This window comes from Cytobacillus kochii (genome assembly GCF_020171845.1).
Classification (GTDB): domain Bacteria; phylum Bacillota; class Bacilli; order Bacillales; family Cytobacillaceae; genus Cytobacillus; species Cytobacillus kochii.
On record NZ_JAIVAM010000010.1, the window covers coordinates 82,232 to 107,167 of the forward strand.

A 24,936-nucleotide genomic window follows, 5' to 3' on the forward strand; every position below is an offset into this window, starting at 1 on the left:
TGAGTATGGCAGTTCAAATTTTATTAAATGTTTGTCTTGGTTTTATGTGGATGTTTCTAACAACAACGTATGATCTAGTAGCATTTATCAAAGGATATTTCTTCGGCCTACTCATCCTGTTTGTATTTAGAAACTTCTTCAGTAGCCGTTTTTATTTATACCGTATATATGCGGTCGTAAAATTACTCTTTATCTTTATAAAAGAGTTAATTCTAGCCAACATTGCTGTTGTCAAAATTGTTTTAACACCTAAGTTACACAACTCTCCCGGGATTTTTGCTTATCCAACCCGTTTAGAGAAGGATTGGGAAATCACTACTTTATCTAATTTAATTACTTTAACACCGGGTACGTTAGTTGTAGATATATCTGAAGATAAAAAGATTCTCTTTGTTCATGCAGTAGATATGAATGATGTCCAGGATGAAATAGAAGCAATTCAAACAAGCTTCGAAAAAGCGATTATGGAGGTGAGCCGAAAATGATACAAACTGCCGTTACAATTGCAATCATTTGTTTAGCTCTATCCATGCTTGCATTAGTCTACCGAATCATTATAGGCCCAACATTGCCGGATCGTATCGTTGCTTTAGACGCCGTTGGTGTAAACATTGTTGGTATTGTCGCGTTAATATGTATCAAAGTAGATACAACTGCCTATGTAGAGTTCATTTTGCTATTTGGTATATTAGCGTTTATCGGGACAGTAGCCTTCTCCAAATATCTAGAGAAGGGAGTCATCATTGATCATGATAGAGATCGCTAATATTATCATCGTCATATTTATTATTCTCGGAGCATTTTTTCACTTAATAGCAGCGCTAGGTGTAATCAGATTACCTGATGTATATACGAGAAACCATGCTGCTTCAAAAGCTGCTACACTTGGTGTCCTTTGTATATTATTAGCTGCATTCTTTTACTTTTACTTTCATGAGAGTGAGTTTAATACAAGAGTACTTCTCTGTATCGTCTTTATGTTTTTAACAGCTCCAGTTGCTGGCCATTTACTTGGAAGAGCAGCCTATCATCATGGCGTAAAAATGAAAGGTAGTAAGGTTGATGATTACCAAGAATACCTCGAGATAAAGAAATCTAATGAACAACAAAAATATGAAGAATTTAAAAAGAAATTAGGGAAGAATCTATAAAAAAAACGCTACCATATGCAATCTAAACTGCATGTAGGTGGCGTTTTTTATTTTAATAAACAAATTTTCCAATCTTGACTAATCAAATGAATGAAACGTAACTTGCGGTTTATTAAAAAAATATTTTTGATGGCTTTAAACAATTGATTACGATTAAATGAAAGTGTCCCACAAACCTAACTTGTTCAGTTATCATAGAGTAAAGCTTTAGCTGGGAAACGTCGTTTGTTTCACTATTTGTGGCTGATTGCCAATTGTTAGTTAACAATGGTTCCTAGTAATTTAACAATTAAAGAGAGCATGTATTACGTTAGGTGGTAATGATTGTTGTGTGGATACTGGATACCATGCGAAGGTTTAACTTTCACATCATACAATGCCACATATAAAACAAAAAAAAAGCAGGGTAGAAATTACCTTCCCACCCGCATTTCATTAAGACTTTTTCAATTTTAAAACAGCCATTGTACACCTTGATGCACATATTAATTTTTCTTGTTCATCGACGATCTTTATTTCCCAAACCATCGTTGTTTTTCCTTGATGTAGAACTGTTGCAATTGCTGTCACAACGCCGTCTTTCTTTGACTTAATATGATTAGCATTGATCTCTAGTCCTGCTACACCTTCTGTTTCTTTATCAACGAGTTCATAAGCACCTAAGCTCGCTACAGTTTCAGCAAGCGCTACAGAAGCCCCTCCATGAAGGATACCAAATGGCTGTCTCGTTCTGCCGTCTACAGGCATAGTGGCAACAACCTTTCCCTTTTCAAGGCTTGTAATTTCAATACCTAACGTTTCTATCATTGTTTTTGGATACATATGTACGCCTCCCCTCAACTACCATTATAACCGAACATATATTTTATGGGAATATTCTGTTTAATCATAGAATAAGCCTTAGGCACATATATTTATAACTAATGCGATATTGAAAGGAGACCTATGATGTATCCTACACGTTTTAATCCCTCTCCTATTTGTCCGTATCCTTATACCTATCCTATTTATTGCCACCCTTATCCACCAATACATATACTACGTTCATTCCCTCCAGTTAATCCAGATCAGTTCATTCAATCAGCAAAAGAAATGGAAGTATTAATGAATAGTGCTAGTAAATTACTTGATAAAATGGCGAAGTCCAGAGAATACTCCTATAATATTATGACTGCTGCCCAAGAATCAAATCAAACAAAAGTTAATCAATTAATTGAATCTGCTGATCTGAACAATCATCCGAAAGTTACTTATACACCAGATGGATTGACCTTAAATTTTCAATCTGCCGGTGATCAAAGTGCGCATTTGTCATTAAAATTAAAATGGACTACGATGCAAATGTAGGGTTAAGACATATTTTTCAAACCTAATATAGAAGAGCAGTCATTTTACGACTGCTTTTTATTTATATAAACTTGGGTTTTCTGTACCATCCTTCAATATATAAATTCAAGCTTACAAAAAAATACCACAGCATCTCTCCGTGGTATCATTTCTATCTAGTTAATCTCATTATTTATATTAATATTTGGTCCATAAAGATTGGGATTGCCAGCATAGGCATTTGGATAGCCACCAAAACCTTGATTGCCATATGGAACAGGGCCGGGGCCGTATCCGTATCCATACGGTGGACAAGGTCCTCCAAAACACGGCCTAGGTCTAAAGAACAGCGGTGCGGCTAAAGCCCCTCCCGCTAATCCTCCAAGAAAACCGCCAACAAATGGCGCCGCCAAAAAGGGAAAAAAGCGTTCGTCCGCAACACCAGGATGTCGATAATAATAATGCACTAGGGATTACCTCCTTTAATTAAAAGCTGGGTACCTTCCCTATTACATATGCATCTATCATCAATTAAGCGTGGGCTTAATGTGAGTTATTATCATTCACTCTTCGTTAAAATAGCATCCGCGATTCCATAATCCACCGCTTCTTGTGCGCTCATAAAATAATCACGCTCTGTATCCAACTTCACCTTGTCTAATGGTTGATTTGTTTTCTCGGCAATCATTTGGTTGGTTACGTCTTTTAGCTTTAATATCCTTCTTGCAGAGATCTCAATATCTGTCGCTTGCCCTCTTGCACCACCTAAGGGCTGATGAATCATTACTTCGCTATGAGGAAGCACAAATCGTTTTCCCTTCGTGCCAGATAGAAGCAGTAGTGCACCAAATGAGGCAGCCATCCCTGTACAGATAGTGCGAATATCACACCTTACATAGTCGAGTGTATCTAAAATAGCAAAGCCCGCTGTTGTTGATCCTCCAGGACTATTAATATAGAGTGAAATATCTTTTTTCTCATCTTCTGCAGCTAAAAATAATATTTGTGCAACAATATTATTCGCCATATGATCATTGATTTCTTCACCAATCATAATAATCCGATCTCTCAATAGTCTTGAATAAATGTCATAGGACCGTTCACCTTTTTCCGTTTGTTCAATTACATAGGGTATCGTGCTCATTAGGAAACCTCCAAAAAGGCAAGCATTAAGCTGCCATCATATTGAAAGCATTGGAAGGGGTGCTTTGCTTGGAAGTACTATAATGACTGATTACTGGCAGTAATTTGATAAGCTCAGTGGGATGTTGATGCTCAAGTGCCCGATGGAAAACTTGAAAGATTTTTCTCTTTACCGGCTCATCCCACTGCTGATTCAATTCTTTCATATCTGTTCCTAAACGTTTTCTTGCTCGATGCAATAAACTCTTAACAGAGGCTTCTTTCATATTTAACATCTCTGCAATTTCACTATTCTTAAATAAAAACGCTTCTTTTAATGAAAAAGCTAGCGCCTGTTGCACAGTTAATTTCTCTAATAATAATTCAATTGTTTCTGTCAAATGATGATTTCTCGTTTCGATATCAACATGATTTTCTGTTAATTGCTCTTTTTTCTTTTTTCTAACCACATCAATCCATTGATGATAAGCAATTTTCTTTAACAAAGCTCGTGTTATTTTAGCTTCGTTATACTTCATTGCCTTCAAGATGGTTTCTTGCGCGATGTCCTCTCCATCCCACTCATTTTGGCAAAGAAAGGTGCAATAGTTTACTAAGTCTCGATAATACTTTTTCGCAATCAAATCTAACGTTGCTGACCGGCTTACCATCTGCTCCTTCTGCATTGTTTCCTTCACCCCTTCACACTTTCTATTACTTAAACGGCTTTAAGTGAAAAAAAGATATGGGTCAATAAAATTTTTTTCTTAATAAGCCTTAGCCCAATAGACAAGATGCTTTGCTTCTTCTTTACAGCAAACACACACTTTAGCAATCGCCGTTTCATCAAATGGCATACAACGGGAAGTCACACTTGTGTCTTCTTTTATTTTCTCTTCGCATGCTTGATTACCACACCACATCGCTTTGACAAACCCTTGTTTTTCATTAAATATCTGCTTAAACTCTTCATAAGTATATGCTTCATACGTATGATCGTTGCGATGTTCTTTTGCCTTATGATAAAGTGAAGTTTGAATTCCTTCTAAAAGTTGAACAATTGTTTCTTCTAGATTTGCTAATGGAGTGACCATTTTCTCTCCTGTATCTCTTCTTGCAAGTACGACTTGGCCCTTTTCAATATCTTTAGGCCCTACTTCTAAGCGAATGGGCACACCCTTCATTTCATATTCATTAAATTTCCAACCTGGCTTTTTATCACTTGCATCAAGATCTACGCGCGCTACTTTATTTAGTTTTTCTTTTAAATCATAGGCAAAATCTAATACGCCATCCTTATGTTGCGCAATAGGAACAATCATTACCTGCTTTGGGGCAACTTTTGGCGGAAGTACTAACCCTCTGTCATCACCGTGGACCATAATCATCGCACCGATAATTCTGGTTGTGAATCCCCAAGAAGTTTGCTGCACATACTGCTCTTTTCCATCTTGATCGGTAAATTGAATTCCAAATGCTTTTGCAAAGCCATCTCCTAAATGATGAGATGTCCCTGATTGTAGCGCTTTACCATCATGCATTAAACTTTCAATTGTATAAGTTAATTTTGCGCCAGCAAACTTTTCTTTTTCCGTTTTCTTGCCTTTAACAACAGGGATAGCTAAAAGATTTTCACAAATATCTGCATAGACTTCAAGCATCTTTACTGTTTCTTCTAACGCTTCTTCATCCGTTGCATGACAAGTATGGCCCTCTTGCCATAAAAACTCTAACGTTCGTAAGAATGGTCTTGTTGTTTTCTCCCATCGAACAACATTTGACCATTGATTATAAAGCTTTGGTAAATCACGATAAGAGTGAATAATATTTTTATAATGTTCTCCGAATAGTACTTCTGATGTCGGGCGCACACAAAGTCTCTCAGCAAGCTCATCTTCTCCACCATGAGTTACCCAAGCAACTTCTGGGGCAAATCCTTCAATATGATCTTTCTCTTTCTGAAGAAGGCTCTCAGGAATAAATAGAGGCATATAAACATTTTCATGCCCAGTTTCTTTTATCTTTTGATCAAGTGCTGATTTAATGTTCTCCCAAAGGACGTAACCATATGGACGAATAATCATGGAACCTCTCACACTCGAATAATCGACTAAATCAGCTTTCTTTACGACATCTGTATACCATTGTGGAAAATCTTCATTCATTGATGTTATTTCTTTCACAAACTGTTTACCCATATTGACACCTCATTTTTAATTTTTATTCTCAAAGACACAAAAAAGCCCTGCTTTCAAATAGGGACCCAATGACTGGTGGTACCACCCTATTTCAAAGCAAAGCTTTGCACTCTTATTGATAACGGTTCAACAAGTAAACCGCATATTCTAAAGAATATGTACTCAGAGGGCAGGTTCAGCTTTTCATTAATAGATATCTCACAGCACAAACGGATACCTTCTCTGAAAATAATGATGAAAACTTACTATTCCTCATCAACGATTAACTATTTTTTTGAAGATTATATAGAGTTTCATGAAAAATGTCAACTTTTGATTGAAGGCTCTTGGTCTAATGGCTTTTCACTTCACTTTTTAAGCCCCCTAAAAGTGAACTTTTTTCTATTACTAGACAAATTAGTACACAGAAGATGTCAAAAATAAGACGATCAATAACAAAATGTGAAAAGATAAACCATCCCGTACAAAGAATACAATCCATTTTTCTGTTTTATTTATTTGAATGAAATCGAATATCCCCTATATGTTTAACTAGAGAAATACAGCCCTATTCAATCCTTTGAATGGTGAAGAGGCTCCTGAAGAGACGTTACCCATCATAGCAAAAGCATAATAAATGAAAGCTATAAGAAAATCGCGTTCAACATGATTTAGTATTAACTGAACCACTCTCACAAATTCATACATCGTCTAATATTTCATTCAAAGAATAAAAAAACCTACCCCAATAAGAGGTAGGAAAAAGTATCATTAGTTTGTTATTTCTTCATTTGCAAATGCTGCCTCGACTTGAACATAATCATAACCTAAGTCCCTTGCGACTGCTTCATACGTTACATGCCCATTTACTACGTTTACCCCTAATTTCAATGCTGGGTTTTGCTCAACAGCTAGATGTGCACCTTTAGTCGCTATTTGTAATGCATAAGGAATCGTTACATTCGTTAAAGCGATTGTTGATGTTCTTGGCACGGCACCTGGCATGTTTGCCACAGCATAATGCACAACACCATGTTTAATGTATGTTGGATCATCATGTGTAGTTACATGATCAACCGTTTCAAGAATACCACCTTGGTCAACCGCAACGTCGATAACGACTGCACCAGGTTTCATCGTTTGAATCATTTCTTCTGTTACTAATTTTGGCGCTTTTGCTCCTGGAATGAGTACAGCACCAATTACAAGGTCAGCTTCTTTTACAGATTCAGCAATATTTAATGGATTAGACATTAATGTTTGAATGCTATTACCGAAAATATCATCAAGTTGACGAAGTCTTTCAGGGCTTAAATCAATGATTGTTACATCTGCACCAAGACCGATGGCCATTTTCGCAGCATTAATACCCACAACGCCCCCACCAATAATCGTCACTTTTCCTCGAGATACACCTGGTACACCCGCAAGTAATATTCCTTGGCCGCCGTTTGTTTTTTGTAAGAATTGCGCTCCAACTTGTGTTGCCATTCTACCAGCAACTTCACTCATTGGTGTTAGTAATGGAAGTGTACGGTTCACCTCAACTGTTTCATATGCAATAGCCGTTACTCCGCTTTTCACTAGCGCATCTGCCAATTCTGGTTCTGCTGCTAAATGCAAATAAGTAAACAATACTAGGCCTTTACGGAAATAGTCATATTCAGTTGGTAGCGGTTCTTTTACCTTCATTACCATCTCCGCTGCCCATGCTTCTCTTGCCGTGCCTACGATTTTCGCGCCTGTTAACTCGTAATCTTGATCTTGAAATCCACTTCCGAGTCCTGCAGTCGTTTCAATAAGTACTTCATGTCCAGCTTTTACTAATGCATCTACCCCCGCTGGTGTCATTGCTACACGATTCTCGTTGTTTTTAATTTCTTTAGGTACGCCGATAATCATATCCTTTTGGCCCCTTCCATTTATTATATTAATTTTTAAGTATGAATAAATTGCATAGAATAAATTGTCAAATAATAAATGACAATTTTATGTTTCCCTATTGTCAGTATAATAATAGAATGTTGAAATGACTTTGTTTATATTTGAAAAATGAAAAAGCATCATTTGTGTAATTTCACAAACGATGCTTTTTTTCTATGTATTTGCGGATTTGCAGTTCTAAATACAAGGAAAATTTCTCATGTGTACTTTTAAAGTTCACATGAGTGAGTTCAGTAATTCTCTTCAAACGATAATTTAATGTATTAACGTGAACATGTAGTATCTTAGCAGCGTCATTTACATTGCTATCATTTAAAATAAAGGCTTCTAGCGTCATTAATAGCTCCGTTCGATGAGCATGGTCATAATCTATTAAACGTTGGATGACGGGATGTTCATATGCATCACGGCTTCTTATATCAAGAATGGCATCCAAATATTTAAAGACACCCAATTGGTGATAAGTATAGATTTCTTGCATTTCTTTCGGATATTGTGATTTTAAACGAAGTACTTCTAAGCATTCTGAATAGCGATCTTCAACATGGTCATAGGTCAATTTCAAACTGCTACTACCACTAATGATATGATCAATTTCAAATCTTACATACATTTGATTGATAACAAACTGGACAAACTCAGATAAATCTGTTTCATTTGCCTGTGTAGATGGCGGAGATGCTAGTAAGATAAAATCATTACCCATCGTTGCATAAAAAGTCATATGGATTTTTTGGCTCGTTGAAATGAGATAAATCATGCTTTGTTCTGTTTGCATGTCTATATCGTCTATAAAGCGAAAAATAATGACAGCAGAGTGTAGAGATGGTTTGATATGAAAATCATCTAACTTGTCTATTACTTCTGCATGCTTGGGATATCTGCCAGTTAACAACTGCCAGAAAAAATCCTGATAGCTTTCTTCTCTTTTCTTTTTTTGACGATAAAGCTTCAACAATTCAATTCTTGCCGATTGAGCAGCCAGTTTTAATAAATACATATCTTCTGCTGTAAGAGACTTATCTCGTTCGACCACCCAAATATAGCCAAGCACCTCTTCTTGATGCCTAATGGAGATTGCTACCCTATTCCCCAGACCAATTTCTTTAATTTCTGGAATCTTTAATGGTTCAGCACTCCTTAATAATTGAGGTATAGCATCTGCTTTCCATAAACTATTTATTACCTTTTCGGGAACTTTTCTGCTAATAATCGTTGCAATCCTAGCCTGATCGGTTTGATCATCATGCGTACTATAAGCTAATAACCGATGATTAGCATCTTCAATAGTAACTGGACATTCAAGAACATCTCTAATTTTATCTACAAATGTTTCTAAGTTATCAAATGATCGTTTAAATGGATCTTTCCCGTACTGTTTTTCTCTCTCCATTTCAAACCTCCAACTGCCTCTTTTTTTTATTATATCTAAACCTTTACATGCTGTCGAAAAGCTCTTTTCAAACTTATTGATTATTATAAATAGTTAAACTTTTTTAAAATTGATTGAAGTTATCTTTGTATAATTTTACAATAATAAGTATTCTTATAATTTTCCGTGCACTTCAAGAATTTTACCAAGATGAAAATGGTTTTGGTTTATTCATTTAAGAAAGCGATTACATTTTTAAATATATAGTATGATATTCAACTAAAGAGAGGAAGATTCATCTGTGGACATTATGAACATACTTGAAAAAGTTAATTCCTTTTTGTGGGGAACCCCCAGTTTAATCTTATTATTTGGGACGGGCCTACTTCTAACAATCATGCTTAAAGGCCGTACATTTACGAAACTTTATTATGCTTTCAAATTAGCATTTACAAAGGAAGGAAACGCGAAGGATACAAATGATGAAGGCGATGTAAGTAATTTCAAAGCATTAATGACTGCATTGGCAGCAACAATAGGTAACGGAAACATCGCTGGAGTCGCCACAGCTATCACTTTAGGTGGACCAGGCGCCATTTTTTGGATGTGGATTGTTGGGCTTTTCGGGATGGCTACTAAATACGCGGAAGCCTTACTAGCAATGAAATATCGTGTAAAGAATAGCAATGGTGAATATTCAAGTGGACCCATGTACTATATTGAGAGAGGATTAGGAGCTAAGTTTAAATGGTTAGCCATTGCCTTTGCCATTTTTGGTGCTTTTGCCGCTTTAGGTATAGGGAATAGCGTGCAATCTAATACGATTGCTCAAGTAGCTAGTGAATCCTTTGGTATCAACAGTGTGATTACTGGCATCGTTTTAGCTGTTTTTGCTTCACTTATTATTTTTGGAGGTATTCAAAGAATTAGTACCGTCGCTGGATTCTTTGTTCCCATTATGGCTTTTCTTTATATTGGTGGCGCTTTAATCATCATTGCGGTCAATTATGAAATGATTATTCCGTCATTTCAATTAATTTTTCATTATGCTTTTAATCCGATCGCAGCAACCGGTGGTTTTGTAGGAGTTGTCGTATCAGAGGCAATTAAAAATGGTGTCTCAAAAGGAATCTTCTCTAATGAAGCTGGTTTAGGTACTGCTGCTTTAATCGCCGGTAATGCCAAAACAGACCATCCTGTGAAGCAAGCACTTGTTGCTATGACAGGCACTTTCATTGTTACCATCATCGTTTGTACAATGACTGGACTTGTATTAATCATTACTGGCTTTTGGGATTATACAGGTGGATTACTTTCTGGCGTAACCCATGACCCTAATCTCGATGGTGGTGCATTAACGAGTGCAGCATTTGCATCAGTATTAGGAACAGCAGGAGAATATATCGTCGCTTTTTCTGTTATCTTTTTCGGATTTACAACAATAGTAGGCTGGTATGTATACGGTGAGAAATGCTTTGAATATATAGCTGGTACAAAGGGAATTGCAGGCTACCGAGCGATTTATATTATTGCTTGTGCAGCTGGTGCAATGGTTAACTTAGCTACCGTTTGGGCATTTGCTGATATGGCTAACGCATTAATGATGATTCCGAACTTAGTTGGTCTACTCCTGTTGAGGAAAGTTGTTGTACAAGAAACAGACGAATTCTTCACACAACATTATAAAACAAAATAACTGCCTTCCTTACGCAAGTAATAAGAGCCTCACAAATTGAATAATTTGGGGGCTTTTTTTATTTATCTGTTCATTTAATAAAAAGCATTCTTCTTCTTTATGTTTTTAAAGATCTTATAATGAAATAAGAATTCCTTACAATATAATTCTTCGTCGTGGTCAAAATCATAAATATTTAGGAACTCGGATAGTATATTTCGATCTGCCTCTAGCCATTGATAAGCAATCCATAATTTATACTTTAATTGTTCATATAAGTGGTAATGCCCTGACTCATGGAAGATGTCTTCTAATTCGTATTCTGTCATTTCACCTATCCTCCCATCTGTTTTCTTCATTCTCCCCACTAAAAACGATTATTACTCAAAAGGTTGTAAAATATTCACTATCTTTGACGAAGCAACACTTGTTTTGTCAAACGTAAAGGAAAATATATTTCTTTAAGCGAATGCTTCTTAATAAAGTAATGATAAGGAGGAGATTACTTTTGAATACAGGCGCTGTAGCGAAACTACTCGGTGTATCCCAAAGTACTATTCAGCGATGGATAAAACAGCTAAATTTAAATATGACAAAAAATGAGCATGGACATTATGCTTACTCAGAAGAAGATATTCAATTATTAAAAAGAGTTCATGATCAATTAAATTCAGGTGTCCTTCTTCAAGACATTAAAGTAACTAGCAAAAAAATTCGGCACGCCACTATATCTAGTCCACAGATATCTAATGATGAACTTAGCGCAAGAATAGATATGTTAGAACAACGCTTAAATGCAAAAGCAGATGATGTGACTTCTTATCAGTTGCTACATCACCGGCAGGAGTTAGAAGAATTACACGCAGAAATTGAACGTTTACATGAACGTATACACATACTTGAAAAGCAGAATTTCATGCAAGTGTCTCCTATTCCCTCTGACAGCCCTACTGCTAGTACCTTTCCCAAAAAAAGAATAAAAAAGCGTAATATCCTTACAATGCTTTTCGGCATTAAATTTTAAAACAAAAATGGTTCCTCCTCAGATTTGGTTGGAACCATCTTGTTATCCTTTTTACGGTAATGCTTAAAATGAATATCTGGTTCTAAAGATCGCGTTGGAAAATGAAAAGAAGATTGACTGAGGGAACTGATATCTGTCAATATTCTTTAATAGTTTCTATTCATATCTTATCTGTTAAATCCTAGCTTCCTTTAGGTGTTTATAGTGACATATGGAATGTACGACTACATTTAGCTTTATGGCTTAGACTTTATTACTTTTTCACTTTTTACTCGATTCTGTTCTTTGACGGTCAGATTTACATGCTTAGTCATTCATGATTCAGCAAACTCGACCTATATCCATTGCCTCAGGTCGAGTTCACAAAAATAAACCCAATCAAATATGATCGGGTTTAAGCAATACTCGTTTATTTTTTTATAATACCATTGCAGCAATCCATCCAAATATAATGACAGGTATATTATAATGAATAAATGTTGGTACACATGTATCCCAAATATGATTATGGTTACCATCCACATTCAATCCAGATGTCGGTCCAAGTGTACTATCTGAAGCAGGTGATCCAGCATCACCTAATGCAGCAGATGCACCAATTAATGCAATCGTTGCCATAGGACTAAACCCTAGCTCTATACATAAAGGCACAAAAATGGTCGTGATGATTGGGATAGTTGAAAAGGATGAACCAACACCAATTGTGACTAATAAGCCTACTAAAAGCATTAATAACGCACCAAAGGCTTGATTATTCCCTATCATCTCAGCTACATTCGACACAAGGACTTCAACATCCCCTGTTTCTTTCAGCACATCACCGAAACCAAATGCCGCGAGCATGACAAACCCGATAAATGCCATCATTTTCATTCCATCTGTTAATAAGCTATCTGCTTCAGCGCCCTTTATGGTCCCACTTAAATAGACAGTTATAATACCGGCCACTGCTCCCATAATCATTGAATCTAGTTGTATTTGTACAACTAACGCAATAATGATTGATAATACAGCAAATAAGACACCGCGCATACTATAAGATACCGTTTCAGTTTCTATGATTTCTGATGATTGATAGTCTCTCGGTTTTCGATAAGATATAAATACGGCTATTATTAAGCCTACAACCATACCTAAAGCTGGAAGTAGCATAGCTAGTGGTATTTGTTGCATATCAACATTCAAACCGCTACTTGTCATATTATCTGCTAAGATTTGGTGAAATATTTGGCCAAACCCTGCAGGGATAAGCATATAAGGAGTAACTAAACCAAATGTAAGAACGGAAGCAATCAATCTTCTGTCTATCTTCAATTCATTCATCACTTTTAATAATGGTGGGACTAAGATAGGGATGAATGCAATATGAATAGGAATTAGATTTTGTGAGAAACACGCCATAATTAACAATGATAAAATGACTAATGTTTTAGATAACCCTTTCTTTCTTGTCTCTCCCTCTTTCCCTACCTTTTGAATAATTTTATCAACAAGGAGATTAGGTAGACCTGTACGAGAAATAGCAATAGCAAAGCCTCCTAATAAAGCATAACTAAGCGCTACTTCTGCACTGCCACCTAAACCATTTGTAAAGACTTCAATTGTGTTTGTTATACCAAGTCCACCTGTTAACCCTCCCACCAATGCACCTATAATAAGGGATAACACGACATTTACACGTAATAGACTTAGTATTAACATGACTAATACAGCAAGTAAAACAGCATTCATGATTAAAACCTTTCTTTCTATTTATTATTTGCTTTATTTTAGTAAAGTGTTAGAGTAATAAATTAACATACTGATTCAAGTTCGTCAAATAATGGATTTTTAAGAAAAGTTCCATAATTCTCACTCTTATTCATCAACTATCGGAGGTTTCACCTATGCAAATATAAGTGCTAAGGAGGAGTAAAAAAGCATCTTAAGGAGTTTCTCATCCTTTAAGATGCTTTTAATGAATGGTTGATTACTTTACTTCAAATCTTTCTACTAGTAGAGCTAATGTACGCGTCATTACCCCTGTGGCTCCAGCAGGACCTAATTCATAAGGTTTATTTGTTGTAGATGTACCAGCTATATCCAAATGCACCCATGGTGTATCTTCAGCAAATTCTCCAATAAAGCCGCCCGCCATAATCGCATGGCCTTCTCTTCCTGGTGAATTGTTTAAATCTGCCACTGGGCTATTGCGAATTCTTTGTTTATCTTTTTCAAATAATGGGAGTCTCCACATCGCTTCGCCTGCTTCGAATGAGGCTTCTAATACTTGTTCAAAGAAGGTTTCATGATTAGTAATCGCACCTGTTGTTTCTTCTCCTAAGGCAACAATAACACCTCCCGTTAAAGTAGCAACATCGACTAAATAATTGGCACCATGCTGTTTTGCGTACGTAATGGCATCAGCTAAAACGAGACGCCCTTCTGCATCTGTATTTAAGATCTCTATTGTTTTTCCACTTAACGAAGTAATAACATCATCTGGTTTAAAGGCAGATCCACTTATCATATTATCTGTTGATGGAATAACGGCTAATACATTCTGTTCTGGTCTTAACTCCCCGATGATTTCCATCGCACCCAGAACGGCTGCAGCTCCGCCCATATCTGTTTTCATTCCAACAATCCCTGTTTTCGGTTTTATCGAGTAACCACCAGTATCGAAGGTAATTCCCTTTCCAACTAGACTAATGACATCTTCCCACTGATCTTTCCCTTGATATTTTAGAACAATCATTTTCGGTGGCTCTGTCGAACCTTGATTGACAGCTAACAGCGCACCCATCCCAAGCTCTAACATTTCTTTCTTATCTAATATTTCTATTTCCAAATCATATTTATTAGCTAACTCAATCGCATATTCTGCCATTGTTGTTGCTGTTAACATATTCCCAGGCATATTCACTAAAGTTCTTGCAGAGTTTGTTCCCTTACCATAGGCATAACCAACTGTTAAAGCAGATAAAACATCTTCTCTATTTTCAGTCGTATAGGCTGTGATTTTATCAATTGTCTTTTCAGGTTCATTTGACTTTTGTTTATATCCCTCAAAACGATAGGTAGCAAGGGTATATGCTTCACTAACTGCATGACCAACATCGAGGGCATCAAGCTGATCGGCAACAGTAAATGTGTCTAAAAAAACGGCTACTTCCGAAAGTTTACTTTTTTGAATTTCTTTAAAGGCTAAGCCTATCGCTTCTTTTAATTCATTGAATTGTAATGTCTTTTTCTTACCTAGACCCACAAATAATAATCTCTTTGCACCAATTTTATTGAAGGTATGTACTTTACTTACTGATTTTAACTTCCCTGATATATCACCTTGCTTAAGAAAATCATTCATTTGTCCTTCAAATTTTTCGTCCAAAGAAGATAATTCATCTTTTATTATATTCGGTTCATCGAACAAACCGATAATTAAAACTTCATGAGCGGAGTCATAAAGATTTTCTTTTTTAACTGTAAACATTTTAACACCTCCATAAGATATATAATCATTATATCTAATCTTTCGCATTATTTCGACTAGCTAACTTTATCGTCTAAGTAGATCTGATTTTCAAATCAAAATGTTTTGTGCTAATCTGTTACTAATAGAAAATCCTTCCTTATAGTAATAATTAATTAATATTAAACACGAACAAAGAATACAAACATCGATAAGGTGGTTAAATAATGGAATTATTTTTGAACTTTCCTCTTTGGTCAGCATTAGCTGCCATTTTCTTTGCACAATTTGTAAAAGTCCCTATTACCTTTTTTGCTACAAGAAAGCTAGATTGGTCTCTGTTAACAAGTACTGGAGGGATGCCAAGCTCTCACTCTGCTGCCGTTACAGCTTTATCAACAGGGGTGGCCATCGAGGCAGGATTAGATTCAGTTCCCTTCGCGATATCAGCCATGTTTGCTATCATTACTATGTTTGATGCAACCGGAGTCCGAAGGCAAGCGGGTGAACAAGCCATTGTGCTTAATCAGCTTGTCAATGACTTTAACCGTTTTGTCGATGAAGCGAAATCATGGCCCAAAAAGCCAGACCAAGTAAAACGTAAAGAACTGAAAGAATTATTAGGCCATAAACCAGTAGAAGTGTTTTTTGGAGGATTAACAGGTATTTTATTAACATTATTCTTATATGCATTGATATTTTAAGATATTGGAGGTTTCAATCATGCGAGTCGCCTCTCTTTGCCCTAGTAATACAGAAATTCTCGCCTACTTAGGATTAACCGATCAACTTGTCGCTGTTGATGATTACTCTGATTGGCCAGCAGCAGTAAATACTCTACCAAAACTGGGTCCAGACCTCTCTATAGATATGAACGCTGTAGAAAAGGCTAAACCAGACCTTGTGCTGGCATCCTTAAGTGTACCGGGTATGGAAAAAAATATTCTTGCATTGGATGAACGAGGCATTCCCTACATAACATTAAATCCACAAAGCTTAACAGATATAGAAAATGACTTAATCACTGTAGCCACAGCCCTAGGAGAAAAAGAAGTCGGCATGCAAGCCGCAGCAAGCTTTCATGAAGAAGTGATAAACTTAAAGAAGTTAGCTAAACAGGTGAAGACTCCTCTCTCTATTTATTGGGAATGGTGGCCAAAGCCCGTTTTTACACCTGGAGGTACAAACTGGCTAACTGAAATTAGTGAACTTGTGGGCGGCAAAAACCTTTTCGCATCTAAAGAACAAGCAAATATCCAGACAGACTGGGACACCATCCGTGCGCAAAATCCTGATGTCATTTGTTTAGCCTGGGTAGGTGTAAGACAGGAAAAAGTGAATCCAGTCATTTTACAGAAACGTCCAGGTTGGTCAAATATGGATGCAATGAAAAACAATAACGTTTATGTCCTAGAGGAAGAATTGTTTTGCCGTCCATCACCAAGATTAATCGAAGGGGCAATCAAATTGGGGCAGTTATTACATCCGACAATATATTCTTCTCCACTAAAAAAGTAATGGGTACTCATCCCCCATTACTTTTTTAGTTTTTATTCTTTTGTATACTGCTGTCTAAATACTTGTAGTGATTCCGTTTCATTTAACTCTTGTAAATCTTCTTCAGTTAACGTACCATCACCGATTGATATTACATAAACATCCAAAGTTTTCTTCCCCCAAGAATTATATACATCATCTACTGTTTCATAATATAAGTCCAATTTATTTCCTTTAATGGCGCCACCTTTGTCAGCAACTACCCCAAACCCATAATCAGGAATCCACAGTATCGTACCAATGGGGAAAACAGTTAAATCTGCAGCAATCGTAGAATATAAATCCCTTTTCACCTTTACACCAGAATATGTAATACCAAATTCAGGATGACCTGGATTTTTACCTGTCGACTCATAATAGGCCGTGTATCCGGTTGCGATTACTTCCTTAGTGTCGTATTGTGACCAATCCCAATCATTCAAAGAAGGTGGTTCCTCAGCAACTGTGCTTGCTGATAATTTCAAATGATCTGCTTCCAAAGTCTTATTTAAATCTTTAAAGGCCAGTCCAATCGATTTTAAAGCATGTTTGAAAGATAGGGTAGATCCCTCTCCTTCATTAGCTTGTTCACTCATATAATCAATCACTTGCTTTGCTTCTACACCTGAAATCGTTTGGAATGTGGATAATAACGCGAAAGAAAACGCTACAGCTATCACCATTCTTTTCGCCCATTTTTTTATATCATACATCAGTTAATCACTCCTCCCAACAATAGTCATTTCCCTTAATTCAAGGTAATATTCATTTTTTTTAGAAAGAAGCTAAACATACGGTCCTATAATCAAATAAAACCCTTATGTAAATTCAATTTTCTTCATCACTTTGATAGCAAACTAATAACCGCTTGGACTTTCGTATCAAAAAAACCAAGAGATTCACTCTCTTGGTCCAATAGCTTTCTGCTCGAATCCTACAACTTTTTTCTTCGGTCATGGATTTTTGACGTGTTTAACGAATGAATCTTACCGTCTTTTTCTTCAGTCACGGGTTTTTGACGTATTTATGCATGAATCCTACCATCTTTTTCTTTAATCACGGATTTTTGATTCGTTTACGCCTGGATTCTACCACTTTTTTCTTCGGTCATGGATTTTTGACGCGTTTACGCATGAATCCTACCATCTTTTTCTTTGGTCACGGATTTTTGACGCATTTATGCATGAATCCTACCATCTTTTTCTTCAGTCACGGATTTTTGACGCGTTTATGCATGAATCCTACCTTCTTTTTCTTCAGTCACGGATTTTTGGTGCGTTTACGCATGGATCCTACCATCTTTTTCTTCAGTCACGGATTTTTGACGCGTTTACGCCTATACACTTCCACATTTCTCTTCTATCACGGATTTCTGACCCATTTACTCCTGTATCCTACCATCTTTTTCTTCAATCACGGATTTTTGATTCGTTTACGCATGTATCCTACCACTTTTTTCTTCGGTAACGGATTTTTGGCGAGTTTACGCATGTATCCTACCATCTTTTTCTTCAGTCACGGATTTTTGACGCGTTTACGCATGTATCCTACCACATTTCTCTTCGATCACGGGTTTTTGACGCATTTATGCATGAAACCTACCATCTTTTTCTTTGGTCATGGATTTTTGACGCGTTTACGCATGAATCCTACCATGAATCCTACCACATTTCTCTTCGGTCACGGATTTTTGGTGCGTTTACGCCTATACACTTCCACATTTCTCTTCTATCACGGATTTCTGACTCGTTTAGCATGAATCCTACCACATTCTTCTTCAATCACGGATTTCTGACTCGTTTACGCGTGAACACTACCAAATTTCTCATCAATCACGCATTTGAAGCAATCCTTCCATTGTTTTATTTTCTTTCATAATAAGTACCTCGACCACTTCCTTTTATGGAATAATTGTTTAGGAGGACTCTTCTAATAGTTGATTTGCTTATGGTTCCATTACACCAATTAAAGATGACATGATTCGTTATTTTCAAAGCAGGAAAAAGAATGGAAAAATCATGAATCAGATCTAACAATGCACTTTCCAAGGGACACTGACTTTTACACTTAGGGCAGATGACCCGATTAGCTTTCCTTTCCATCTTATCCCTACATCTTTTACAAAATAGCCCTTTGGCTAATTCCTGATATGTATACTCTGTAATGACGAACAATGGAGACTCGGTTTGATGGGTTAATAAAGTTTGAATAATCTTTGTGTGATGGGTTGTGGGGGTGTGACGCATTTGGCTTAAATTTCTTATTAGATTTGGGATTTGTGGGGGAAGAATGAGTTTCTTTCTTGGCTTAGAATCATACAGCATGAATTCAGGGTTTACAAAAACCAACAAATAATCAAAGGTTAGTTGTAAATGATGTTGGTCTACAAATTGTCGAATCAGTGTTTGATTCCGTTCTATTTGAATCAATGGATTTTTTATTTCTTTATTTGAATGATACCAATGCCCATCTTTTATCGTAAAGTTACCGCTAAAATTTTTAATCTCAAAAAAAGTAATATGATGCTGGTGAACCATGAGTGCATCTACCTGAAAAATCGTATGATTACTTTTTAGCGTGAGGTCAAATAGAATAGGGATTTCAGAAGGAAAGCCGTTTAAATATTCTCGCCACCTTTTTTCTCCTTCGTAACCTTTAAGCAATAAGTGAAAGTATTGTTTTTCATCGAGTGAAAATTCCTTTCGCACACTCAGTGCACGTAATAATTGGAGCTGATGTGAGGGATTCAGGGGTTTAATAATGGCCATGATGTACCGCCTTTCTTTTTATCCATTATAAAAGATTCCACCACAATAAACGACATTATTTTAAAATACAAAAAACTCTACTTTTATATATATAGTAGAGTTTTCTTTCCCTATGTATAGATTAAAACATACGATATCCTCTTTTGCGGAGCATGTTAATGACTATGCCAGCAACAATGGCACCAACAAAGCCACTGCTCAAGATGAGAATATCAGCTAATTGGAGACTCGTGATTTCCGTCCAAAGACTAGAAAAGGCAGCACGAGTGTCATTAAAGTATTCAATGAGTCGAACCTTATCAATAATCCTAATAACGACAATTGGATAAACAATTGCCATGATCCATGACATTCTTAAAAGCATATTTAATATAAAACCAATTCCGAAAAACAAAACAAAAAAGAGTAACATAGAAATCGGCAATACGAAAATGGTCATTTGCATTCAGCTTGTCCTCCCTTGCACATCAATACTAAGTTTACTGAAACTTCTCTCTATGCGTCAACATGTTCTTACAATAGAAATGACAAAAAATAAAGATTTTTCTACTTAAAAGTTAAATTTCTACCTTTAAATCGCATTGAAAATGTAAAAAAGCTAGAAGTGCCCATCGAATACGCACGCCTAGCTTCATTATGATTACTGTTCACACCTTAACAGATTTTTTCTCATTCGGTTTCATATGAATCGCACGGTTATTCAAGCCCTCAATTGCTTCTAAAATGGTTTCGTTAAAACTCGGGTGAGGGTACAGTGGGAAATTTAAGTCTTCGTCACGACCAACGAGTTCCATGGCTGTGACTGCTGTACTAATTAATTCAATAGCTGAAGAACCAATGGCATGAAAGCCGAGTAGCACATCATTATCTGCATCTTTAATAATTTTCATGATGCCACTTTTTTCACTAGTCACCATCGCATAGCCATTGCCGCTATAATTGAATTGACTAACAGCAATGTTTAACCCTTTTTCTTTTGCTTCTTGTTCTGTCATGCCCACTGTTGCAAGAGGTGGTATTGTATGGGCAACTGCTGGCATTAAGCTTAAATCCACTTCACTATTCAAGCCAGCTATCCTCTCAGCGACCACTTTTCCTTCTTTAATTGACTTAACAGCCGATTGCCCGCCACCCGTGACATCACCAATAGCGTATATTGTCGGTATATTTGTTTGTAATTGCTGGTTTACTTTAATAAAACCATCAGTTGTACATTCCACACCTATTCTTTGTAAATCGAGGGTCTTGATATTCCCATGATGCGTTCCTTCCATAAATACATGACTACCTTCACATGTGATCTCCTGGTCTGATTTAGATAACTTCAGCTGCAAGAGAGTATGACTTTCTTTTATATCTATTAATTGATAATCACGGTATACTTTGATTTTTTGCTTCTTTAATAATCGCTGTAACTCCCTATTAATACTTTCATCAAATGAGAAATTTTCTTTATTTAAAATGAGGGTCACATCTGCACCAAGTTGACGATAAGTAAAGGCCGCTTCTAATGCAATATAACTATGACCATAAATGATAAGATGAGGAGGAATCTCCGTTAACCGATAAAGTTCAGCTTCTGTTAGGATTTTGGCAGAGCGATACTCTGTTGGTATTTCAGCAGTGCTTCCGGTCGCTATAATGACTTTCTCAAAATCATATAAATCAAAATGATGAGACATTTCAATACCTAAACGCTTTTGATTTATAAATTGAGCCTTGCCACGAATTAACTCAATTTGGTTTGCTTTACAAAGTTCTTCTACCCCTTTACGTAACCGTTCAATTGTCATATTCTTATAATCATTTAACGATTCAATAGCAAAAGTAGGTTCATCAATAGCAATACCAAAAGAAGCATAATACCCTAGCGCTTCTAACTTCTTTGCAGCTTGCGCGTAAACCTTTGAGGGTATACAACCTGAGTTCAGGCAAACACCGCCCAATTCATTCTGTTCAACTAAAGTTACCTTCAACCCTAATTGCGCTGCTCGAATCGCCGCGTTGTATCCTCCAGGACCGCCTCCAATAATGATTAAATCCCGCTTTTCAGCGAATTCGCCTACAACCATTTAAATCAGCTCCACTAATAGTTTTGTTGGTTGTTCAATTAATTCAATGAAACGGTTAGAAAAAGCAATTGATTGCGCACCATCTATGACGCGGTGATCAAAAGAGATAGAAATATTCATGATAGAACGTATAACGATTTCATTTTCAGCATTTACTACCGGCTTTTTCTTCACTGCATGGAAGGTAATAATACTTGTTTCAGGATGATTGATAATTGGCGTTGCCCCTGTACCGCGGCCAAGAGGGCCAACATTATTAACTGTAAAAGTTCCACCCTTCATATCATTAGGAGTTAGCTTACCTTCTTGTGCTTTTTTCGTTAACGATTTCATCTCCTCATGGATCGCTCGGACTGACTTTTGATTAGCTTGGTGAATGACCGGTACCATTAAACCTTCTTTTCCATGTGTCGCCACCCCTATATGATAATCCTTTAACAACCGAATGACACCTGCTTCTTCATCTAATCTTGCATTAAATAATGGGTGTTCTTTTAAGCAGATAACAACTGCTTTCAAGAAAAATGCGGCTGGAGAGAGGCGATCCCCTAAATCCTTTAATTCATTTCGCGCTTCTAATAATTGGGTGACATCGACCTCATCATAATGCGTAACATGAGGAATTGTAAGTAGAGAATGACTCATTCGTTGAGCGATGACTTTTCTAATTCCTGTAAAAGGAATAGTCTCCTCTAATTTTGTTGTTTCTACTTGTGGCTCTGTTCTCTCTTTTTTCGTTTCTTTCGCACGATATCCTTCCACAAATTGATACACATCATCATCCATTACTCTTCCTGCTGGTCCTGTACCAACAATTCTTTCTATATCTATATTTAGATCTCTTGCAATTTTTCTTGTATAAGGTGCTGCAAGTATACGTTGATAGCGATTCCCATTCGCTTCAGGAGGAACTTCTTTTTCCATACGCGGTGGAACGGTTTCCATCACCACTTCTTCTCTCTTTGCAAGGCTCTGTCCATTATCAATTGTCATAATCACCGTTCCAACCGTAACGACTTCTCCTGTTTGAAAAGGAATGGAGGTGATGACACCAGCTGAGGGAGCAGGGATTTCAGCCACCATTTTATCAGTTTGTAGTTCAACCAATGGCTGATCTATCTCCACTGTATCTCCTTCTTTGACAAAGTAATGGATAATCTCTCCTTCTGTCATTCCTTCACCTATATCGCTAAATTTCACATCAGTCATATCATCTCACCCTCCCCTCTAAAATGTATAAGCTTTACGAATAGCTGTCTCTACTCGTTCTGTTGATGGTAAATAATCATTCTCCAAAGAAAATAATGGCACAGGTACATCAAAGCCAGTCACTTTCTCCACCGGTGCTTTCAAATATAGAAAAGAAGTATCATTTATAATAGAAATAATTTCGCTACCTAACCCGCCTGTCTCATGCCCTTCATGAACTATGACAACTCTCCCTGTTTTTTGTACAGAATCAGCAATCAAGTCACGGTCTAGTGGATAAAGGCTTCTTAGATCAATTACATCACAGGAAATACCGTCTTTTTTCATTTGTTCACTAACTTTCATGACTAAGGGAATCATTGCACCCCAAGCAAAAATGGTGACATCATTGCCTTCTTGCACACGAGTGCCTTTGCCTATTTCAATTCGATAATCGCCCGTAGGCACTTCTTCTCTACTTCCACGGTATAGACGCATCGGTTCTAAAAAAAGGACGGGATCTGGGTCATCTACTGCTGCTAACAATAAACCTTTTGCATCATAAGCGTTAGATGGGCACACGACTTTTATTCCTGGCAAATGTGTAAATAATGCTTCGACACTTTCCGAATGGATTTCTGGTGAGCGGACTCCTGCACCGTATGGAGCGCGAATCACCATGGGAATATGATATTGACCGAGTGTACGCATACGCATTCTTGTCACATGAGTCGCAATTTGTTCAAATGCTGGATAGATAAAACCGAGAAATTGAATTTCGACGACTGGTTTTAATCCCGCTAACGCCATCCCTACGGCTGTTCCGACGAACCCTGCTTCACTTAGTGGTGTATCGATGACTCTTTTTTCACCAAAAGTCTCCTGTAAACCATCTGTTGCTCTAAACACACCCCCATTGCGTCCAACGTCTTCACCCATAATAATCGTGTTTTGATCACTGTCTAGCATCGTCTTTAATCCATCCGTGATCGCTTGGATCATCGTCAACGACTGACTTGTTGCTTTCGTTTTTATTATTTCATTTGACATGACCATGATTATCGATTCCCCCCAATCAAGCCTAATTGTTCTTTTTGCCTTGATATCGTCCAAGTAGGTTCTCTAAAGACATGATCAAACATGTCATCTGTGTTAGCAGCAGGTGCATTTTCCATTTTCTCTACAGCTGCTTCTATCTCCTTACGTATATCAGATTGAATACTCTCTACCCACTCTTCACTCCAAAATCCGCGAAATTGTAAATGCTTTTTCAACCGAAGAAGAGGATCCTTCGCCTCTTTTTGACGATTGATTTCTTCTTGATCACGATATTTCGAAGGGTCATCTGCTGTTGTATGTGCCCCAAAACGAATAACAACTGCTTCAATAAGCGTTGGTCCCTGCCCTTTTCGCGCCCGTTCTAAAGCTTCTTTCACTGCATAATGGACAGCAAAAACATCCATACCATCTACCCGCACGCCCGGTATCCCATAAGCAACAGCTTTCTGTGCAATCGTTTCGGAATTCATCTGTTTTTCAATAGGTAACGAAATAGCGTAACCATTATTTTGATTAAAGAAAACGACTGGTGCCTTAAATACACTTGCTATATTTAATCCCTCGTGAAAATCACCTTCAGAAGTAGCACCATCTCCAAAATAAGCAATGGCAGCGTTGTCAGTTCCTTTATAAACCTCCGCAATTGCAGCGCCTGTAGCATGTGGTAAATGGGTAGCAATTGGTATGGAAGCTGGCATAATTCGCTTTTCTTTTGATGGTAAACAACCTTCAATTCTACCATTCCAATGAAGGAGCATCCGATCTAAATCTGCACCAAATGTGAGAGAGGCACCGTGATCACGATAAGTAGGAAACATCCAATCATTTTCTGACAACGCCAGTGCGCTTCCTACTTGTGCTCCTTCGTGCCCTGGAAAAGGCACATACGTACCAATTCTCCCTTGCCGCTGTAACGCAACCCCCTTCTGGTCATAGGTGCGTATACGCAACATGTGGTAATAAAATTCCTTTACTTTTTCCTCATTGAATTCTTCTTCATATGACTTGTTAACCCATTCCCCGTTCTCATCGATCATTTGATATAGTGGATAACTTTCCATAGTAACGCCT

Annotated in this window: 25 protein-coding genes and 1 other annotated feature; of the genes, 8 read left to right on the forward strand and 17 right to left on the reverse strand. The window is 37.1% G+C overall.

The genetic code is table 11. From position 1 onward, the window contains the following. Positions 1-5 precede the first annotated feature (5 nt). The 3 genes from LCM23_RS16820 to mnhG are packed head-to-tail and all read left to right on the forward strand — an operon-like array spanning position 6 to position 1,151. The gene (locus tag LCM23_RS16820; protein ID WP_224937986.1) at positions 6-485 is read left to right on the forward strand and encodes a Na+/H+ antiporter subunit E; all 480 of its coding nucleotides are present in this window, start codon (positions 6-8) and stop codon (positions 483-485) included. Further along, positions 482-766, forward strand: coding sequence for a Na(+)/H(+) antiporter subunit F1 (locus tag LCM23_RS16825; protein WP_224937987.1), 285 nt, complete (start codon positions 482-484; stop codon positions 764-766). Before LCM23_RS16820 ends, LCM23_RS16825 begins: the two co-directional genes overlap by 4 nt. Beyond that, positions 750-1,151, forward strand: coding sequence for a monovalent cation/H(+) antiporter subunit G (mnhG, locus tag LCM23_RS16830; protein ID WP_224937988.1), 402 nt, complete (start codon positions 750-752; stop codon positions 1,149-1,151). The genes LCM23_RS16825 and mnhG overlap by 17 nt, the downstream gene beginning before the upstream one ends. A gap of 435 nt (positions 1,152-1,586) precedes the next feature. Here the strand turns inward: mnhG and LCM23_RS16835 are convergent, their stop codons facing one another. Then, positions 1,587-1,973, reverse strand: a complete 387-nt coding sequence (locus LCM23_RS16835; protein WP_095372060.1) for a hotdog fold thioesterase — start codon at positions 1,971-1,973, stop codon at positions 1,587-1,589. Between the two features lie 126 nt (positions 1,974-2,099). On the opposite strand from LCM23_RS16835, the gene LCM23_RS16840 reads away from it, so the two are divergent. Next, a complete protein-coding gene (locus LCM23_RS16840) occupies positions 2,100-2,498 on the forward strand; it encodes a hypothetical protein (RefSeq protein ID WP_224937989.1) in 399 nt (132 codons plus the stop codon). A gap of 155 nt (positions 2,499-2,653) precedes the next feature. Here the strand turns inward: LCM23_RS16840 and LCM23_RS16845 are convergent, their stop codons facing one another. The 6 genes from LCM23_RS16845 to LCM23_RS16870 all read right to left on the reverse strand — a co-directional run bounded on the left by LCM23_RS16845 (position 2,654) and on the right by LCM23_RS16870 (position 9,113). Beyond that, positions 2,654-2,944, reverse strand: a complete 291-nt coding sequence (locus tag LCM23_RS16845; RefSeq protein WP_224937990.1) for a hypothetical protein — start codon at positions 2,942-2,944, stop codon at positions 2,654-2,656. Positions 2,945-3,036: 92 nt separating this feature from the next. Continuing rightward, a complete protein-coding gene (locus LCM23_RS16850; RefSeq protein ID WP_224937991.1) occupies positions 3,037-3,621 on the reverse strand; it encodes an ATP-dependent Clp protease proteolytic subunit in 585 nt (194 codons plus the stop codon). A 25-nt stretch (positions 3,622-3,646) separates the two neighbouring features. Next, a complete protein-coding gene (locus tag LCM23_RS16855) occupies positions 3,647-4,285 on the reverse strand; it encodes a sigma-70 family RNA polymerase sigma factor (protein ID WP_224937992.1) in 639 nt (212 codons plus the stop codon). 81 nt (positions 4,286-4,366) lie between these two features. Beyond that, positions 4,367-5,797: a proline--tRNA ligase gene (gene proS / locus LCM23_RS16860; protein ID WP_224937993.1), complete on the reverse strand. Its 1,431-nt coding sequence runs from the start codon at positions 5,795-5,797 to the stop codon at positions 4,367-4,369. A gap of 56 nt (positions 5,798-5,853) precedes the next feature. After that, positions 5,854-6,065, reverse strand: a binding site (T-box leader). Between the two features lie 482 nt (positions 6,066-6,547). Next, complete coding sequence (gene ald / locus LCM23_RS16865) at positions 6,548-7,678, reverse strand: alanine dehydrogenase (protein WP_224937994.1); 1,131 nt, start codon at positions 7,676-7,678, stop codon at positions 6,548-6,550. 175 nt (positions 7,679-7,853) lie between these two features. Continuing rightward, positions 7,854-9,113, reverse strand: a complete 1,260-nt coding sequence (locus LCM23_RS16870) for a PucR family transcriptional regulator (protein WP_224937995.1) — start codon at positions 9,111-9,113, stop codon at positions 7,854-7,856. A gap of 289 nt (positions 9,114-9,402) precedes the next feature. On the opposite strand from LCM23_RS16870, the gene LCM23_RS16875 reads away from it, so the two are divergent. Next, positions 9,403-10,788, forward strand: coding sequence for an alanine/glycine:cation symporter family protein (locus LCM23_RS16875; protein ID WP_224938113.1), 1,386 nt, complete (start codon positions 9,403-9,405; stop codon positions 10,786-10,788). A 74-nt stretch (positions 10,789-10,862) separates the two neighbouring features. Here the strand turns inward: LCM23_RS16875 and LCM23_RS16880 are convergent, their stop codons facing one another. After that, complete coding sequence (locus LCM23_RS16880; protein ID WP_224937996.1) at positions 10,863-11,096, reverse strand: hypothetical protein; 234 nt, start codon at positions 11,094-11,096, stop codon at positions 10,863-10,865. A gap of 179 nt (positions 11,097-11,275) precedes the next feature. On the opposite strand from LCM23_RS16880, the gene LCM23_RS16885 reads away from it, so the two are divergent. Beyond that, positions 11,276-11,791, forward strand: coding sequence for a MerR family transcriptional regulator (locus tag LCM23_RS16885; RefSeq protein ID WP_251163313.1), 516 nt, complete (start codon positions 11,276-11,278; stop codon positions 11,789-11,791). 417 nt (positions 11,792-12,208) lie between these two features. Here LCM23_RS16885 and LCM23_RS16890 read toward each other — a convergent pair whose 3' ends face one another. Continuing rightward, positions 12,209-13,522: a Na+/H+ antiporter family protein gene (locus tag LCM23_RS16890; protein ID WP_224937997.1), complete on the reverse strand. Its 1,314-nt coding sequence runs from the start codon at positions 13,520-13,522 to the stop codon at positions 12,209-12,211. A gap of 238 nt (positions 13,523-13,760) precedes the next feature. Further along, positions 13,761-15,263: a leucyl aminopeptidase gene (locus LCM23_RS16895; RefSeq protein ID WP_224937998.1), complete on the reverse strand. Its 1,503-nt coding sequence runs from the start codon at positions 15,261-15,263 to the stop codon at positions 13,761-13,763. A 206-nt stretch (positions 15,264-15,469) separates the two neighbouring features. Here LCM23_RS16895 and LCM23_RS16900 point away from each other — a divergent pair, with 206 nt between their 5' ends. Beyond that, positions 15,470-15,946 (forward strand): divergent PAP2 family protein, encoded by a 477-nt coding sequence (locus LCM23_RS16900; protein ID WP_224937999.1) that lies wholly within the window; start codon positions 15,470-15,472, stop codon positions 15,944-15,946. 19 nt (positions 15,947-15,965) lie between these two features. Then, the gene (locus tag LCM23_RS16905) at positions 15,966-16,760 is read left to right on the forward strand and encodes a cobalamin-binding protein (RefSeq protein ID WP_224938000.1); all 795 of its coding nucleotides are present in this window, start codon (positions 15,966-15,968) and stop codon (positions 16,758-16,760) included. A 32-nt stretch (positions 16,761-16,792) separates the two neighbouring features. Here the strand turns inward: LCM23_RS16905 and LCM23_RS16910 are convergent, their stop codons facing one another. The 7 genes from LCM23_RS16910 to pdhA all read right to left on the reverse strand — a co-directional run bounded on the left by LCM23_RS16910 (position 16,793) and on the right by pdhA (position 24,926). Next, positions 16,793-17,491 (reverse strand): 3D domain-containing protein, encoded by a 699-nt coding sequence (locus tag LCM23_RS16910; RefSeq protein WP_224938001.1) that lies wholly within the window; start codon positions 17,489-17,491, stop codon positions 16,793-16,795. Positions 17,492-18,640: 1,149 nt separating this feature from the next. Next, on the reverse strand, positions 18,641-19,546 hold the full coding sequence (locus tag LCM23_RS16915) for a nuclease-related domain-containing protein (protein ID WP_224938002.1): 906 nt from the start codon (positions 19,544-19,546) through the stop codon (positions 18,641-18,643). 121 nt (positions 19,547-19,667) lie between these two features. Next, the gene (locus LCM23_RS16920; protein ID WP_224938003.1) at positions 19,668-19,991 is read right to left on the reverse strand and encodes a YuiB family protein; all 324 of its coding nucleotides are present in this window, start codon (positions 19,989-19,991) and stop codon (positions 19,668-19,670) included. A 202-nt stretch (positions 19,992-20,193) separates the two neighbouring features. Then, positions 20,194-21,618: a dihydrolipoyl dehydrogenase family protein gene (locus LCM23_RS16925; protein ID WP_224938004.1), complete on the reverse strand. Its 1,425-nt coding sequence runs from the start codon at positions 21,616-21,618 to the stop codon at positions 20,194-20,196. Continuing rightward, positions 21,619-22,827 (reverse strand): dihydrolipoamide acetyltransferase family protein, encoded by a 1,209-nt coding sequence (locus LCM23_RS16930; RefSeq protein ID WP_224938005.1) that lies wholly within the window; start codon positions 22,825-22,827, stop codon positions 21,619-21,621. It lies immediately after the preceding gene. A gap of 18 nt (positions 22,828-22,845) precedes the next feature. Further along, on the reverse strand, positions 22,846-23,862 hold the full coding sequence (locus LCM23_RS16935) for an alpha-ketoacid dehydrogenase subunit beta (protein ID WP_224938006.1): 1,017 nt from the start codon (positions 23,860-23,862) through the stop codon (positions 22,846-22,848). A 2-nt stretch (positions 23,863-23,864) separates the two neighbouring features. Then, on the reverse strand, positions 23,865-24,926 hold the full coding sequence (pdhA, locus tag LCM23_RS16940; RefSeq protein WP_224938007.1) for a pyruvate dehydrogenase (acetyl-transferring) E1 component subunit alpha: 1,062 nt from the start codon (positions 24,924-24,926) through the stop codon (positions 23,865-23,867). Positions 24,927-24,936 lie beyond the last annotated feature (10 nt).